Annotated in this window: 11 protein-coding genes; 9 read left to right on the top strand and 2 right to left on the bottom strand. The window is 45.9% G+C overall.

Going from position 1 to position 17,734, the window contains the following annotated elements:
- The first annotated feature begins 17 nt into the window (after positions 1–17).
- The 9 genes from EXU57_RS18610 (at position 18) to EXU57_RS18570 (ending at position 15,484) form a co-directional block, all read left to right on the top strand.
- On the top strand, positions 18–908 hold the full coding sequence (locus tag EXU57_RS18610; protein ID WP_133269743.1) for a LamG domain-containing protein: 891 nt from the start codon (positions 18–20) through the stop codon (positions 906–908).
- Positions 909–1,126: 218 nt separating this feature from the next.
- Positions 1,127–4,186: a SusC/RagA family TonB-linked outer membrane protein gene (locus tag EXU57_RS18605; RefSeq protein ID WP_243745654.1), complete on the top strand. Its 3,060-nt coding sequence runs from the start codon at positions 1,127–1,129 to the stop codon at positions 4,184–4,186.
- A 23-nt stretch (positions 4,187–4,209) separates the two neighbouring features.
- Complete coding sequence (locus EXU57_RS18600; protein WP_133269741.1) at positions 4,210–5,733, top strand: RagB/SusD family nutrient uptake outer membrane protein; 1,524 nt, start codon at positions 4,210–4,212, stop codon at positions 5,731–5,733.
- Between the two features lie 20 nt (positions 5,734–5,753).
- Complete coding sequence (locus EXU57_RS18595) at positions 5,754–6,635, top strand: LamG-like jellyroll fold domain-containing protein (RefSeq protein WP_133269740.1); 882 nt, start codon at positions 5,754–5,756, stop codon at positions 6,633–6,635.
- A gap of 156 nt (positions 6,636–6,791) precedes the next feature.
- A complete protein-coding gene (locus tag EXU57_RS18590; protein WP_243745653.1) occupies positions 6,792–8,372 on the top strand; it encodes a glucoamylase family protein in 1,581 nt (526 codons plus the stop codon).
- A gap of 176 nt (positions 8,373–8,548) precedes the next feature.
- Positions 8,549–9,922: a glucoamylase family protein gene (locus EXU57_RS18585; RefSeq protein WP_243745652.1), complete on the top strand. Its 1,374-nt coding sequence runs from the start codon at positions 8,549–8,551 to the stop codon at positions 9,920–9,922.
- Between the two features lie 423 nt (positions 9,923–10,345).
- The gene (locus EXU57_RS18580) at positions 10,346–12,097 is read left to right on the top strand and encodes a family 43 glycosylhydrolase (protein WP_243745651.1); all 1,752 of its coding nucleotides are present in this window, start codon (positions 10,346–10,348) and stop codon (positions 12,095–12,097) included.
- Positions 12,098–12,200: 103 nt separating this feature from the next.
- Complete coding sequence (bglX, locus tag EXU57_RS18575; protein WP_133269738.1) at positions 12,201–14,492, top strand: beta-glucosidase BglX; 2,292 nt, start codon at positions 12,201–12,203, stop codon at positions 14,490–14,492.
- A 203-nt stretch (positions 14,493–14,695) separates the two neighbouring features.
- The gene (locus EXU57_RS18570) at positions 14,696–15,484 is read left to right on the top strand and encodes a prolyl oligopeptidase family serine peptidase (RefSeq protein WP_133269737.1); all 789 of its coding nucleotides are present in this window, start codon (positions 14,696–14,698) and stop codon (positions 15,482–15,484) included.
- A gap of 372 nt (positions 15,485–15,856) precedes the next feature.
- On the opposite strand, the gene paaE is transcribed toward EXU57_RS18570, so the two are convergent.
- On the bottom strand, positions 15,857–16,924 hold the full coding sequence (paaE, locus tag EXU57_RS18565) for a 1,2-phenylacetyl-CoA epoxidase subunit PaaE (protein WP_133269736.1): 1,068 nt from the start codon (positions 16,922–16,924) through the stop codon (positions 15,857–15,859).
- A gap of 46 nt (positions 16,925–16,970) precedes the next feature.
- Entirely contained in the window at positions 16,971–17,567 is a 597-nt protein-coding gene (locus EXU57_RS18560) for a TetR/AcrR family transcriptional regulator (RefSeq protein ID WP_133269735.1), read from the bottom strand.
- Positions 17,568–17,734: the final 167 nt, after the last annotated feature.

The following is a 17,734-nucleotide window of genomic DNA, read 5'->3' as shown; positions in this document are numbered from 1 at the left end:
TATAAAACAACAGCTTTATGAAATCCTATATAAAATTTTCGCAGGTATTTGTCGGCGTCTTGCTGATGTATTTAGCCGGCTGCTCGAAGCCCGAATTGGATGATGATTTTACAAAAGGCGATCCCCCGCCGATTGCCGGTGGCTTTGTAAACTCAAGTGAAATATCCCCTGCTAACCTGGTTGCACATTTTACGTTTGATGGTACAATAGCCGATGCTAAAAACGGGGTCAGCGGTGGAAAAACTTCCGGAAACACGAGCTTCGTTCCGGGTATTAAAGGGCAGGCTTACCAGGGCTCTTCAAATGGATTTATCGCCTACGAAAATCCCGGCCCTGTAGCAACACTAACCAGTTTTACGGTAAGCTTATGGATCAATACAGCAAAACACGATGGCGGCGCACAAGGTGTTTTTATGCTTGCCAAACAAGACGGATCCTTTTGGGGTAACTTCTTCATGATGATTGAGGGAAACAACAGTACCGATAACAAGATGTTGATGAAGTTGCATTTTGAAAAAAATACGGCTGCAAATATTGAACATTGGATTGAACCAGGCGGAGACCTGAGGGCCGATGATATGTACAATGCCTGGCGCCACGTTGCATGGACGTATGACGAAACAACCTCCAAGGCCGGTTGGTTCGTCAGTGGTCAGAAGCGTCCACTGGCGACAGGTGCTGAAGACCGGAAAGCCGATGCAACAAACCCGTTGGGCGCACTAAATTTTAAAAGTGCAACAAGGTTTATTATCGGCGCATTTCAAAACCAGCTGGGAGCACCTTTTAATGCACCCGAGTCGTGGATGCTTCCATATACCGGTAAGCTCGATGAGCTGCGCATTTACAACAAAGCCTTGTCTGCACAGGAGATAAGTGCATTAAGCATCCTGGAACGGCAGGGAAGATAAACATGCTTAATCGCTACAACTAAGGATTTTTTTGGACCGGGCGGTTGAACTACTATCTTGCTTTACTTGCGTCGCACTCTTGTGCTTTTGGCAGCGCTATTCACCGCTTCTGATTTGCGTGTGTACAATGTGCTTAGCCAGCGGCAAGGATGTTTTAAACGAAGTAATGCAGGATGTTTTACTTTGTTCATCAATTAAACTAAAATAAAACGATGGGTGTGAATCTTTCTTTGTTCAAAGGGATGGGCTTTTTTTCAAAGGTTCGAATGCTAAGAGTATGTATGTTTTTGTTAATGGTGGGTTATGGTGCCTTGCCGGCAATGGCAAGGTATGCCGACATCATTATTAAGGGTAAGGTTACTTCCGGCACCGGGGAGTCGCTTGCCGGCGTTTCAGTGGAAGTAAAAGGTACAACAGTCGGCGCGAGCACAGATGTAAACGGCAACTTTACGGTAACGGCAGATGAAAGCGCCACGCTGGTGTTTTCTTATGTTGGCTATGGTTCGCAGGAGGTGCTGGTAAACAACAGGTCAACAATAAACGTAACAATGAGCACCAGTAGTGGTCAATTGGAACAGGTAGTTGTTGTTGGTTATGGCACCCAAAGAAAACGCGACCTCACCGGTTCCGTTACGTCGGTGAAAGGGGAAGACGTTGCTCGTATGCCAAACACGAACCCAATTGCTTCATTACAGGGCAAGGTTGCCGGGCTCACTATTACCAACTCGGGAAACGCCGGATCAAGCCCGGTCGTACGCATACGTGGTATCAACAGTACCAATAGCGCAAGCCCGGTGTACGTGGTTGATGGTGTACTGCATGATAACATTGACTTCCTAAATCCTGCAGACATCGAAACAATCGATGTACTTCGTGATCCATCTTCTATCGCCATCTACGGACTCAGGGGTGCCAACGGCGTAATCGCAATTACGTCGAAGAAGGCTGCACGCGGACAAACCCGGGTTAACTTTACCAGTTCGCTTGGTGTACAAAGAGTTATTAATAGAATTGCTGTTACCGATGCCGAAGGTTTTAAAAAGCTTTACGCGGCGCAGTTATCAAACCTTGGGGCGGCACCTTTCGACTTTACCAATTACACAGCCAATACAAATTGGCAGGATGAAATTTTCCGCGATGCTTTGATCAATATCAACAGCCTTGGTTTTTCGAACAGCAGCGAAAAAAGTACCACCCTGTTAAACATTGGTTATACCAACCAGGACGGCGTTTTGAAATATGATAATTATAAGCGTTACCTCGTAAGGTTAAATGAAGAAATCAGGTTCAATGATAAGATTAAAGTTGGTGGTTCAATAACCGGCTTTCACTGGATATCAAATCCCGAAGCGGCTGGTTTAAACAATGCATTATGGGCGGCGCCTATTGTTCCGATCAAAACGGATACGGGCACTTATTACAGTATGCCATCCTTCCAGCGCGCACAGGTTGGCAATCCTGTAGCGGCACTAAATCGTAATACCCGTACCTCCATCAGCAAAGGCTTTCGAATTGTTGGAAGCCTGTTTGCAGAAGTAAAGTTTCTTAAAAGTTTTACCTGGCGCTCTACGGTGTATACTGACCTTGGCTTTAATAATTCAAGGGACTATTCACCATTGCCTTTTGCATTTGTTAACCTGGGCGAAGGCACCAATCCTACTACAACTACCTACGACAATACAGTAAGAACTGGGGTTAGTCAATCACAAAGTGAATCAAAAAGGTTTCAACAGGATCATACCTTAACCTTCGATAAAAAGCTTGGCAGCGATCATGCGCTTACAGTACTTGCGGGCTTTACCTCTATCTACAGCCATGGTTCAAGCATCAATGGCAACCGTCGCGATACAACGGTAAATGTGCCAAATAATCCCGACTTCTGGTACCTAAGCACAATCAACATCAATAACCCGGGTGCATTTGGGGGAGGCGGAAGTGAAAGTTCCATTGTGGGTGCATTTGGTCGTGTGAGCTATGCGTACAAGGGTAAGTACTTATTAAATGCTACGCTTCGCCGTGATGGTAGTTCCAAGTTTGCTCCTGAAAATCGTTGGGGTACTTTCAGCAGCCTTGGTGTTGGTTGGGTTGTTACCGATGACAGTTTTTTCAACAATGTTAAAACCATCAACTTTCTAAAGTTGCGGGGAGCATGGGGTGAAACCGGAAATGCGAATGGCTTTGCCGATAACCTTTACCGCCCCGGTATCTCTAATGCATCAACAGCGGTATTTGGTAACAATGTGTACACCGCCATACAGGCCTCCTATATCCCTGACCCGAACCTTCATTGGGAGGTTGTAAGGGGATTTGATGTGGGTCTTGATATGAAGATGTTCAACAACCGGTTAAACGCTGAATTAAACCTTTATGATCGCACAACGACCGATATTCTTACTGCACTTACATTGCCTAATGAAAGCCGTAGTTATTTCACCAACCTGGGTAAGATAACCAATAAAGGAATTGAGTTAAGTCTGGGTTGGTCCGACAAAATAGGTAAAGATTTCACTTACAGTTTTTCACCCAATTTCAGTTATAATGAAAATGTCGTGAATTCTATCGGTGACAAAACAAATTTTCAGCTGATCGGGAACAATGGTGCAAACCTTACTGAAACCGGTAAGTCTATCGGCTACTTCTACGGGTACAGGCAAACCGGAATTTACCAGACAACAGCCGACATTACCAAGTCTGCTGCATTTACAAATTCTCTACCCGGCGATATTGCTTTTGCCGACATCAACGGCGATGGGTTAATTACTTCCGCTGATCGTACCTATCTTGGAACACCCTTCCCACCATATAGTTTTGGGCTAAGTTTGTCTTTCGGATACAAGGGATTTGATGCGATGTTTGAAGGCCAGGGAGTTGCCGGAAATAAGATTTATACTCAACGTCGCATAGCCAACTTCACGGTGCTTAATTACGAAAGCAACAGGTTAAATGCATGGACAACACCAGGCAGCACCAACATCGAACCCATACTCGATAATTCCCGCGGAAACAATTACCTGTTCAGTAGTTACTACCTGGAGCCCGGCGACTACTTCCGCATACGTACGGTGCAAATCGGCTATACCTTCGGGCGTAATGCACTATCGTTCCTCGGCATTCAAAAAGCCCGTATATACCTCAGCGGGCAAAACATTGTAAGTTGGAGCCAGGTAACGGGCTATACCCCTGAAGCGCAGATTGGCAGCATATTAGGTGGGGGAGCCGATAACGGCGTTTACCCTGTGCCCGCAACTTATTCCTTTGGTGTGAATGTAAATTTCTAGCAAGTACTCAAACATCTTCAGTAATGAAACAATCAAAACTCCTTTCAAAATACTTATTGGTTCTTTTTATACCGCTATCGATCATCATAATACTTACGGGTTGCAGTAAACTCCTTGATACAAACCGCCAGGGGGGTTACGACGAATCAAACTATCCTTACCCCGGCGGCTCCGGTCCGTATGACCAATTTATTTTTGGGGCATATAACGACCTTAGAAGTTATTCTGTTCACGTTGACGGGTTTGTTGCAGCCACCAGCATCAGGAGCGATGATGCAGATAAGGGCAGCACACCTGCTGATGGTGGCGCCGACCTGATCAGTATGGATAACTTCCCCGTATTGCCAAGCAGTGGTCGTGCCAATGCATTGTGGACCGGTTATTTCGGGTTAATTAACAAGTGCAATAATACCCTGTACCAAATCGGAACTAATGCTGCTATTACCGCAACCGAAGCCGTTAAATTGCAAACCCAGGCAGAAGCCAGGTTTATGCGTGGTTATTCTTATTTCATGCTCGTTCGGTTATTCGGAAGGGTTCCGCTGATTGATACTTTTTACGTAGATCCTGCAGCCCAAAACAATATCCCGCAAAGCACACCTGCCCAGATTTACAGTTTCGTTGAAAACGATCTGAACTTCGCTGCTATGTATTTGCCCCTTAAATGGGATGCGAAGTTTGTTGGCCGGGCCACTAAAGGAATGGCTAACGGTATACTTGCCAAAGTGTACCTGACCCAACAAAAATGGGCCCTTGCTATGAGCACGGCTAATGCGGTGATTACCTCAGGGCAATACGACCTTTCGACCCCATACGCTAAAATTTTCAGCGAAGACGGTGAAAACAGCAGTGAATCGATTTTTGAGATACAGGCCACTGCTGATGCAAATAATCCAACGTCGCAGGGAATTCAATACACCAGTATCCAGGGAGTGAGGGGAGCGGGAGCATGGGACCTTGGCTGGGGTTGGAACAGCCCAAGCACATACCTTGAGGCGGCTTACGAAGCCGGCGATCCCCGCCGGGCAAGAACGATATTGTATGCTGGCGGCACAACCATTCACGGGGAGGCTGTGCCTACTTCGGTGCCCAATCCAAGGTACAACCATAAGGTACATACCAATCCGGCATTTAGATCCTCCGTCGGTAGTCGATTTGGCTGGTGGATGAATGTGCGGATCCTGCGCTATGCGGATGTTGTACTCATGTACGCCGAAGCTGCAAATGAAATGGGCAATACTACTGAAGCACTCGAAAAATTGGAACTTGTTCGTGCAAGGGCGAGAGCAGGAAACAATACCATTTTACCACCTGTTTCTACAAGGGACCAGGCGCAACTGCGTAATGCGATTCGCCAGGAGAGAAGGGTTGAACTTGCTATGGAGCATGAGCGGTTTTTTGATCTTGTACGTTGGGGTATCGCGGGTACAACCCTACCTGCCGCTGGTAAAACAAATTATGTAGATAGCCGTGATCGGCTGCTACCTATTCCACAAACACAGATAGACCTGAGTAAAGGGGTGTTAACGCAAAACCCGGGGTATTAATCTTTCAAATACAAAAAAATATGAAGTTGATAAAAACATTCCTGTTTAGCGGAGTTGCCGGGTTTGTCGTTTTAGTGAGCGCATGCAAAAAAGACGGTAATCCAAATAACCTTTCACCAGTTTCTCCTAATGACTACGCCGGTAAAATCGATGGCTACAATAGTTCTGATGAGGTGTATCCCAAAAACCTTGTTGCTTACTGGAGTTTCGACGAATCCAAAAATGAATTGAAGAGTGCAACTGCCCCAACTGCAACGGCAAATGATGCCCTTGTTGATGGCGGTGTAAAGGGAAAAGCATTAAGCCTGAATAACGGCTATCTATACTATGCAAAACAATTCACTGCTTTCAAAACAGATTCACTTCAAAGTTTTTCCATCAGCAGCTGGGTCAAAATATTAAATAATGGCAGTAAGCGAACCATGCTCTTTCAACTGGCCAGGCCAGGGATGTTTAATGGCAACATCAATTTTGCCCTGAATACACAGGCCTTTCCCGCAACGAATTTAGATGTACTTAGAATTCAGCCAACCTTTACCACGGTGGGTGGTGGGTCGCAGGATAATGTAAACAATACTTTGTCGCCTAAGATCGGCCCCGATAAATGGACACATATTGTACTTACTTATGATGGAGTTTCGGGCACATTCAACATCTGGGCAGATGCCGCTAAAATCGGTGGATTTCCAAACCGGGGCACCGGCAATAATCTCTTCAAATCATGGGAACCAAATGAAGTTATCATCGGGTCAAACTACAATGGTATTCCGGGAAAGCAGGTCAACACCGATGTAACGTTTGCCCCAATGACGGGCCAACTAGATGAACTAAGGATCTTCAACATCCCGTTGCCGGATGCGCACATCAAAGCACTCTATAACCTGGGTAAAGCGAATAAATAGTAAACGTAAATGCCTCCAATAGGTAGGATAAATAATATAATGACAAATCAAAATTACGCACTGAAGAAAGTAGTAGATAATCGGTCTCAGCTAGCAGGGCCTCTATTAATTTTCTGCCTTTTGATCAGTGCTATTGGATGTAAGAAAACGGAGGCTGTGGCACCTGCGGACGCAGTTTTGTCGTTTACCGTAAATAATGTTTACAATGGCACCTTAATCTATAATGCACTTAATGTAAACCCTGCCGTTAAATTCAATTTTACCGAACCCGTTGACCGGGGCAGCGCTCAGAAAGCACTCAGGTTAACGGATGCTACCGGCCAGGCAGTTAACGTGGGTACGCGCTTTGAAAATGCAGATAAAACAGTTGTGGTAACGCCACAAAATAACCTGGCTGCATTTAGCAGGTACACACTTGCAATTGATAACACTTTGCAATCTGCATCGGGTGGCCGGTTGGTAAACCCGGTAAGTATAACCCTCAATACCGGGATAGACTCAACAGACAAATTTCCGCGTATATCCGACTCAGCTCTGCTTGACCTGGTACAGCAACAAACCCTAAAGTACTTCTGGGACTTTGGCCATCCTGTTTCGGGCCTGGCACGAGAAAGAAATACATCAGGAAACGTGGTAACCGCAGGAGGCTCAGGATTTGGAATCATGGCCATGATTGCCGGCATAAACAGGAACTTTATCAGCCGTGCCGATGGACTTGCACGTTTACAGAAGATTGTTGGTTTTCTTAAAAACAATGCGCAAACGTTTCACGGCGCCTTTCCACACTGGATCAATGGAACCACCGGTGCAGTAGTTCCGTTTAGCGCGAGGGATAATGGTGCCGACCTGGTAGAAACATCTTTCATCGTTCAGGGTCTGCTAACGGCAAGGCAATACTTTAATGGAAACAATATTGCTGAAACAACATTACGCAACGACATCAACACCATATGGAACAGGGTAGAGTGGAACTGGTTTAGAAAAAACAACGAGAACGTACTGTACTGGCACTGGAGCCCGACTGCAGCATGGGACATCAACCTCCAAATCAAAGGTTGGAACGAGTGCCTTATTACCTATGTGCTTGCAGCATCATCACCTACGAACGCTATACCGAAGTTGGTGTACGATGCGGGTTGGGCAGGTAACGGATCCATACGGAATGGCAACCGCTACTATGGCCTTGAACTTCCACTTGGACCAGATCGGGGAGGTCCCTTGTTTTTTGAGCACTATTCATTTTTGGGTATAAACCCCTATGGCTTATCGGATCAATACGCCAACTACCAGACACAGGCGGTAAACCACACCAAGATAAATTACGAGTATTGCAAGGCAAATCCCAAAGGACATTATGGCTACAGCGCCTCTTGCTGGGGTTTAACTGCAAGTGATATTCCTAATGGTTATACTGCAAGTTCACCAAACAACGACGTTGGTGTAATTGCACCCACAGCAGCACTTTCATCAATGCCGTATACACCAGCAGAATCGATGGAAGCACTACGGTTCTTTTATTACAAACTTGGCGACAAGGCATGGAAAGAATATGGTTTTGTTGATGCATTTTCGCTGAAGGACGGTTGGTTTGCAAATTCGTTCCTGGCAATCGACCAGGCACCAATTGTAGTGATGATTGAAAACCACAGGAGCCAATTGTTGTGGAACCTGTTTACGAGCTGCCCCGAAGTAAAAAGCGGGATGAAAACCTTGGGCTTTACTGCGCCTTACCTTTAGCACTCAGAACCAGGCACAATACAAATGAGCTTTGTATTTGGACCAGGGAAAAGAGCAGCGATGTAATTTTTGTTACCCGTCCGTTTCGCAATTGTACGACTGACGCATGCTTGTACCTGATACAAGGAAAACTTAAATAAGCAGTGCTCCTATTGTATTTGATTAAAGACCGCATTATGAAACTATCTTTCTTCTATAAACATCCCATCTGTATTGCCGGTCTAATGTTGATCGTTCTGCTGTCATCACATTGCAAGGGAAGGCAAATAATCCGGGCTACGGAAAACAAGATACCGGTAGAATACCAGGCTATATACGATACGGTACAAAGGGCAACATTCAACTATTTCTGGGAAGGTGCGGAGCCGGTTAGTGGGATGGCAAGAGAGCGAATACATATGGATGGTGACTACCCGCAACGGGATCAGAACATTGTTACCATTGGGGGTGCTGGCTTTGGGGTGATGGCAATTCTTATTGGTATCGAACGCAAGTACATTAGTCGGGCAGCCGGTTTCGAACGCATGCAACGGATTGTAGGCTTCCTCGAAAAAGCTGATCGTTTTGATGGGGTTTGGCCGCATTGGCTGAATGGCGAAACAGGGAAAGTAAAACCGTTTTCCCGCAAAGATGATGGCGGCGATCTTGTTGAAAGCTCTTTTTTGTTGGAGGGATTACTTGCTGCCCGGCAGTATTTTCGCGCAGGTAGCAGTGCTGAAAAAGCGCTTGCAAACAGGATTGATGCTCTTTGGAGAGCAGTTGATTTTACCTGGTACCGTAACGGCAAAAATGTACTGTATTGGCACTGGTCGCCAAACTATGGATGGGAAATGAATTTTCCCGTAACAGGCTATAATGAATGCCTGGTTATGTATGTGCTTGCTGCCGCTTCGCCTACCTATTCCGTACCTGCTGAAGTTTACCACCAGGGCTGGGCAAAAAATGGAGCAATCAATGATACCACAACAAAATTCGGGCACACCTTAAACCTTTCGCATAATGGCAGCAAGGAATATGGCGGACCACTTTTCTGGGCTCACTATTCCTATGTTGGACTGGATCCACGTGGACTAAACGACCGGTATACCAACTACTGGGAACACAATACCAATCATACCCTGATCAACTACCAATGGTGTGTGCAGAACCCAAAGCAGTTCAAAGGTTATGGCCCAAACAGTTGGGGACTAACTGCGAGCTATTCAGTAAAAGGATACGCCGGTCATTCACCCGGAATGGAAAGGGATCTGGGGGTAATTTCACCTACTGCTGCCTTATCGTCTATGCCCTATACACCAAGTGAATCCATGCGTGCGATGAAGCATTGGTACAACGATTATAATGGAAAGCTCTTAGGCAAATACGGTTTTTATGATGCGTTCAGTGAAACGGATAACTGGTACCCGCAACGATACCTGGCGATTGACCAGGGACCAATTGTGGTGATGATGGAGAACTACAGGAGTGGGTTGATCTGGAACCTGTTTATGAGCTGCCCGGAGATTAAAACCGGGTTGAAGAAACTGGGGTTTGTTACGAAGGGGCGATGAATAATGATGTTGAATGTTATATGTTGAATGTTGTATGTAGAAAATTATGAGTTAAGAATTAAGAGTGATTGGTCTTATGTTGAATGTTGTATGTTATATGTTGAATGAAGGCTAGAGTAGTTAAGCATATCGGCTTTAATATTTGAAATGGTTTGGCGTTAGTGCTCAACCCTGAAGGGGTTGAATGTAAATAGCCCCGGATGCAATCCGGGGAAAGGAACAAGTAGGGCTTTCACAACCCTGAAGGGGTTGAATTTAAATAGCCCCGGATGCAATCCGGGGGGGGGAGAAACACACCGGCTGTGTTGCGCAATGAGCGTCATTATTGCAACAGAATCCGCCGCCACAAAGAACAAAAGATAAACGGATTGCGACGCAACGATGTTGCCACATGGTGATGTCGCTGGTACCAAAAAGCTACTGATGTTATTCGAAAATTATAGTCATATGCAAAATGTCAGGTCGTTGATTGTTGGAATTCTTTCTTTGTGCAATGCTACCCTTTCTTTTGCCCAGTCAACACAAATGCGAACGTATTGCAACCCGCTGAACCTGGACTATACCTACATGGTGTATAACTCGTATAACGATCTTTCTTACCGGTCCGGTGCTGATCCTGCTGTTGTTGAATTCAGAAATGAGTACTATATGTTTGTTACCCGCTCAATGGGTTACTGGCATTCTACTGATCTTTTAAACTGGAGTTTTATTACACCGGAAAAGTGGTACTTCCAAGGTTCAAACGCCCCGGCTGCGCATAACTATAAAGACTCGGTATTATACGTTGCAGGTGACCCTTCGGGTAATATGAGTATCCTTTATACCGACAATCCAAAGCGGGGCGATTGGAAAGCAGTACCGGGCATATTGGGCGACCTTCAGGATCCTGATCTTTTTATTGACGACGACGGACAAGCTTATATGTTTTGGGGTTCTTCAAATGTATACCCGATCAGGGGACGAAAGCTCGACAAAAATGATCGCTTTAAACCAGCAAAAGAAATTACAGAGTTGTTTAAACTGGACGGCAAAAAACATGGCTGGGAGCGGTTTGGAGAGGACCACCGCGATACGGTATTGGCAGGTTATATGGAAGGGGCATGGTTAACCAAATACAACAACAAATATTATATGCAGTACGCCGCACCCGGCACTGAATTTAATGTTTACGGGGATGGGGTATACATTTCCGATGCGCCACTCGGGCCTTATCGTTATGCGCCAAACAATCCTGTTTTTTATAAGCCGGGTGGCTTTGCAAATGGGGCAGGGCATGGCAGCACCGTAATTGGTCCGGCAAAAAAATACTGGCATTTTGCTTCAATGGCTGTTTCGGTAAATGTAAACTGGGAGCGACGGATCTGTATGTTCCCGACCTGGTTTGATAACGATGGATTGATGTACAGCAACACCTCATTTGGAGATTACCCGCACTATGCGCCGGCGGTTCCGGGCAAGCACGGTGAGTTCGCCGGCTGGATGTTGTTGTCGTATAATAAACCCGTTACGGCTTCATCAGTCTCGCAGGACTTCAAAGCCCAAAATCTTACTGATGAAAACATCAAAACCTTTTGGCTCGCCAGCAATAACGACTCTACACAATGGGTGCAGGTTGACCTGCAAAAGCCAGGAAAAGTCTATGCCATTCAATTAAACTTTCACGATTATAAGTCTGCATTGTACGGCCGGGTACCGGGCTTGTACCATCGCTATGTGATCGACGGTTCTGTGGATGGCCGCACCTGGATTAAGCTTGTTGACAGAAGTGACAGCTATAAAGACGTACCCAACGACTACGTTGAAATTGCTGCACCACAAACAGTGCGGTATATCCGTTATCGCAACATTCATGTACCCACACCGCACCTTGCCATCTCTGGTTTGCGGGTATTTGGATTGGGTGAGGGAAAAGTACCGGCCACTGTAAAAGGGTTTAACGTATCGCGAAAAACCGACCGGCGTGATGCGATGATTCAATGGACAAAACAAGATTGCCAGGGTTATAACATTCTCTGGGGAATAGCACCTGATAAATTGCACAACTCCTGGATGGTTTATGGTAAAAACGAACTGGAACTAAAAAGTCTCTCAACTGAACAGGCTTACTACTTTTCAATTGAAGCGTTCAATGAGAATGGGGTATCGGCGAGGTCGAAGGTGGTGAGGATAGAGTAGGTTGGGAATTGGGCATTAAGGTATTTGGTATTAAGGTAGAGTTGATAAGTTGAATGGTTGATTAGTTGAGTGTTTAACTGCTTTAATTTGAAAAACTATGAAGATGAATAGAATATTGTTGTTGATGGTCGCGGTTGCGACTGCTGCAGGTTTAGGCGCGCAAAAACCAGTGGCACAACCTGCAAACAAGATGACGGCTTTTGTAAATGCATTAATGGCGAAGATGACCGTTGATGAAAAGATCGGGCAATTGAACCTGCTAAACCCGGGCGGTGGTGTAGCCACCGGTGCAGTTGTAAGCAGCGGGGTTGAATCGAAGATCAAGTCTGGTGGGGTAGGGGCCTTGTTTGGCATTATTGGCGTAGATAAGATAAGGCAGGCACAGCAACTCGCCGTGAGCAGCAGCCGTTTGAAGATCCCGATGATATTTGGTTCCGATGTTATCCATGGATATAAAACCACTTTTCCGGTACCACTTGCCCTATCGTGCAGTTGGGACCTTGCTATGATCGAACGGAGCGCAAGGCTTGCAGCAGAAGAAGCTACTGCCGACGGCTTGTCGTGGGTATACTCGCCAATGGTTGATATTGCCCGCGATCCACGCTGGGGACGGGTTGTGGAAGGTGCAGGTGAAGATACTTACCTCGGTTCTAAGATTGCCGCAGCCATGGTGAAAGGTTACCAGGGTAACGATCTTGCCGCCAACAATACCGTTATGGCCTGCGTGAAACACTTTGCCCTTTATGGTGCCGCTGAGGCAGGCCGGGATTACAATTCTGTAGACATGAGCCGGCTTAAAATGTACGAGACCTACCTGCCACCTTACAGGGCCGCGATAGATGCCGGTGCCGGTAGTGTAATGACCTCCTTCAACGATATCGATGGCATCCCTGCAAGCGGTAACAAATGGTTGATGACGGATCTGCTCCGCAAGCAGTGGGGCTTTAAAGGTTTTGTTGTTACTGACTATACTGCAATCAACGAAATGGTCGATCATGGGGTTGGCGACCTGCAGGTTGCATCTGCACTTGCATTGAAAGCAGGGGTAGATATGGACATGGTGGGCGAAGGTTTTTTAACCACACTAAAGAAATCGCTGCAACAGGGAAAGGTTACCCAACGGCAAATTGACGATGGCTGCCGCCGTGTACTCGAAGCCAAGTATAAGCTCGGCCTCTTCGAAGATCCTTTTCGTTATTGCGACAGCAGCCGTACCCAAAGGGAAGTGCTGAGCGCTGATAAGCGTACCGCCGCCCGCGAGTTTGGTGCGCGCTCATGTGTATTGCTAAAAAACAATAACCAAACCCTGCCATTAAAAAAGTCGGGCACCATCGCTTTAATCGGGCCGCTTGCAAACAACAAGAGTAATATGCTGGGTACATGGGCGGTTAGTGGCGAGCCGCAACTTTCCGTGCCCGTGCTTGATGGAATGAGAAGTGTTGGAGGTTCGGGTGTAAACATACTCTATGCAAAGGGTGCAAACATTACCGACGACACGGCGCTTGCCAAAAAGGTAAACGTATTTGGCGTTCGCGCCGATGTAGACTCCCTATCACCTGATCAACTGCTGACCCAGGCGCTTGAGGTTGCCGGCCGTGCAGATGTAATCGTAGCCGTTGTTGGTGAAGCATCGGAGATGAGTGGTGAAGCAGCAAGCAGGTCCGATATCAGCTTGCCTGTTAACCAACAGCGCCTTTTGCAGGCACTGGCAAAAACGGGTAAGCCACTCGTTGTGGTGCTTATGAATGGAAGGCCCTTAATTTTAAACATGGAAGCGGAACTGGCTACATCGTTGCTGGATGTTTGGTTCCAGGGTCATGAAGCAGGAAATGCTATAGCCGATGTGTTGTTTGGCAATTACAACCCTTCAGGTAAACTCACCATGACTTTTCCAAGGAATGTTGGACAAATACCGATTTACTACAACCATAAAAATACGGGTCGTCCACAAGGTGCGGGACCAACCCAAAAGTTCCGCTCCAATTACCTTGATGTTTCAAATGAGCCATTGTTCCCGTTTGGCTTTGGCTTAAGTTATACCACCTTTAGTTATAGCGAAATAAAACTCAATCGCACGAGTATGCGTGCTGCTGACCAACTGCAGCTCAGGGTTACGCTAAGCAACACTGGCCAGTTCGATGGCGAAGAGGTGGTTCAGTTGTACCTGCACGACGAATATGCTTCCATAACACAGCCGGTTAAAAAATTGAAGGCTTTTCAGAAAATCAGGTTGCAGGCGGGCGAGTCGAAAGACATCGTTTTTAATTTAACCGTGGATGACCTTAAGTTTGTTGGCAGCGACCTTAAGCCCATTTACGAGCCGGGCAACTTTACTGTATTCGTAGGTGGAAATAGCCGCGATCTAAAACAAGCAAAGTTTGTATTGGTACCATAGTATACGGTGTGGCGAAAACGCTGGCCAATAAAATTTTTTGGAGAAGATCATTCAACCAATCAGCATCGCGGTTGCCACGTCAGCCCGGCCCACCATTCAAGGGGCTCAATTCAACTGGAGTTTTCATATAGGCTTTTACGCCTGCTTTTAAAAATTTCTAACGCTGCTAAAGCCTCATTATTAAACGGGATGCCTTATTTATCATGATTAGAATTTTGCTTTCAATCTTAGGTGTTGCAGGCTTCTTCAACACGCATGCACAAGACAAATCGCAGTTTGCAAAACGCTGGTTTATACAAAACGGCGATACCATGCCCTACCGGGTTTTACTTCCAGCCGGCTACGATAGTTCAAAACGGTACCCGTTGATTTTGTTCCTGCATGGTCGGGGTGAAAGCGGTCGGGATAATGAAAGCCAACTTGCAAATGGTGCAGCCCTGTTCCTGAGGGATACTGTTCGGAAACGCTATCCGGCAATTGTTGTTTTTCCGCAATGCCCTGCTAATAACTACTGGAGTAATGTAATTGCGGAAACGGCCGGCACTTTAAACAGCAAGCGCAATTTCTACTTCACCGTTAATGGAGATCCGACAGACGCTATGCGTACACTGATGTCTCTGACCGATCACCTGCTAAATCGTTTTAACGTTAATCGTCAGCAGGTATATGTTGGTGGTTTATCCATGGGAGGCATGGGGGTTTATGAACTGGTTAGGCGAAAGCCCCAAATATTTGCTGCTGCGTTTGCGATATGCGGCGGTGCACACCCGGCAACGGCAAAAGAGCTGAGGAAAACGAGGTGGTGGCTTTTTCATGGATTGAAGGACGACATTGTTGATCCGCAGTTTACCAAAAACATGGAAGTGGCGCTTGAAAAGGCGGGTGCCGGTGTGAAAGCAACTTATTATACGAATGCCAATCACAACAGCTGGGATAGCGCGTTTGAAGAGCCGGGATTATTGCAATGGTTGTTTACGCAAAAGAGATGGTAGTCAAATTATGAGTTAGTCTGGTTTAGTTAAGATTTCCGTTGGACCTAACTACAGAATCCCGATTGTAAATCGTTGCCCGCCCGCCCGTATGAACTATGTTCGGGCGGGGGCTTGTACTGTATACCATTTTTGAACAATCTAATGAACAAGAGCTTAACTAAACGACACGGAGTTACGATTATAGAATAATAGCGTGTTGGGCAAATAAATCCGGTAAAAACTATAATTGGAATCGAACAGCTTTTTGAGTCCCTTTTATCGGCAGATGAATTTTTTGAGATAGTGGGATAAAGTGAGTTGAACATAATGTTCCGGGTTCATTTGGGAGAAGTTGCGATTTCTAAATTACGGAGGGTAATGAATATCCTGACTTTATTTCACATCGTAATCAATAACTACCTTTTCCGTACGCGGGTGGGACTGGCAGGTTAGAATAAAACCCTGCTCCAGTTCGTCGGGTTCAAGTGCATAGTTCAGCGTCATGTCTACCTTTCCTTCAACAAGCTTTGCCCGGCATGTACAACAAACCCCACCCTTACAGGCATAAGGCAGATCGGCGCCTTGCCGCAGGGCTGCGTCTAATATACTTTCACTATCGAAGGCGAGCTGAAAATCAAACGAGGTGCCGTCAAGTTTAATCGTGATTGCGCTTTTTCGTTCGGTTGTGCTTTTTTCAACAGGGCTGTTTTGTTGCTTAACCGGGGTTCCAAATAACTCAAAGTGAATTTTGTTAGGGTCCACCCCGTGTTCAAGGAGGTATTCTTTCACCTCGAAAATCATTTCAGCAGGTCCACATAAAAAGAAGCCTGCAGTTTGGTTGAGGTCGAGGAGCTTTTCAAAAAGCGCCGCGCATTTTTCTTTGTTAATCCGGCCAACGTTTATCGGTGCATCCATCTTTTCCCTGCTGAGAATATGAATGATCCTGAACCTTGAGACAAACTTGTTCTTCAAGGCTTCCAGTTGTTCCCTGAATATTATGCTGCTGCGGTTACGGTTGCCATACACCAGTGTAAACTTGCTGTTTGGCTCCGTCACCAGGGTTGTTTTGATGATCGAGAAAATAGGGGTGATGCCACTGCCTGCTGCAAACGCTATATAGCTGTTCTTGTTTTCGCGGTCTAGTGTTGCATGAAACTTTCCTGAGGGTCGCATCACCTCGAGTATGTCACCAGCTTTGAAACTCTGGTTGGCATATGATGAAAACACGCCCTGGTCAACCTTTTTTATTGCGATCCTTAATTCATTATCGAGTGGACTGCTGCATATTGAATAGGAACGCCGTACTTCCTGTCCGTTGATATTTAAGCGAAGTGTTAACGATTGCCCATGATGATAGGAAAATTCGTCCTTTAAGTTTTCAGGTACATCAAACAACAACGAGATGCAGTCGGCTGTTTCCCTGCGAACTTCTTTAATCGTCAACGGATGAAAATGTCCCAATGTTCAATGGTTTAGCAGTTGTTTAAAGGGATGGCAGTGCTCAGCCCTATTCAATCGTTTTTATACCCAGGATCAGGTGTTGCACCATGTTGTTTTCGAGCTCGGCAGCAGTTACATTCTTCTTATGACGATGCCAGTATTCTATTCCCCTCACCGCCGAAAGTATTGTAAGTACTGCGATGTAAGGATTGACTTTTCGGATCTCTTTTTTGACAACACCTTTTTCGATGATGCTTCCAAAACGTTTTTCGTATTCGCGCCGGCGGTTTAAGAAATCGGTATGATAAGGTTCCTTAAGGTGATGCCAGTCGTGGTTGCTGACGTGAACTTCTTCAAAGCGTTGAAGCATCATTTTTATATGAAAGCGAATGATGGCTTCAATCTTTAGGATAGCGGGTTGCTTTAGTTTTTCAAGCGCCTCAAGGTGATTTGTAAAATCATCACCAACCTTAAAACAAATGTCGCGTAATAGTTCTTCTTTGCTGCTGATGTGGTTGTACAAGCTCGCTGCTTCAACGCCTACCTTTTCTGCAAGGTCGCGCATGCTCGTTGCGCGATATCCTTTTTGCCTGAACAAAATGGATGCCTGGGTAGTGATGATGTCTTTCCTGCTATTTTGTTCGGTGCTTTTTATACGTGCCATCAGCTAAAGGGAACAGTAAAGGTAGGGAAACTAACGCCTGTTAGTTTAGGTGGTCATATCAACGTACATGGAAAATGGGGATTTGCCCGGCGGTGAAAGAACTCCATTTAGAGTCAAGGTGAAATCAAATGTTATCATCAAGATACACCGGGACCAATGCCCTTTTG

The sequence above is a fragment of the Segetibacter sp. 3557_3 genome, from assembly GCF_004354985.1.
Taxonomy (GTDB): Bacteria; Bacteroidota; Bacteroidia; order Chitinophagales; family Chitinophagaceae; genus Segetibacter.
Note: the sequence above shows the minus strand (reverse complement) of the source record. Positions and strands in the feature narration are given on the sequence as shown.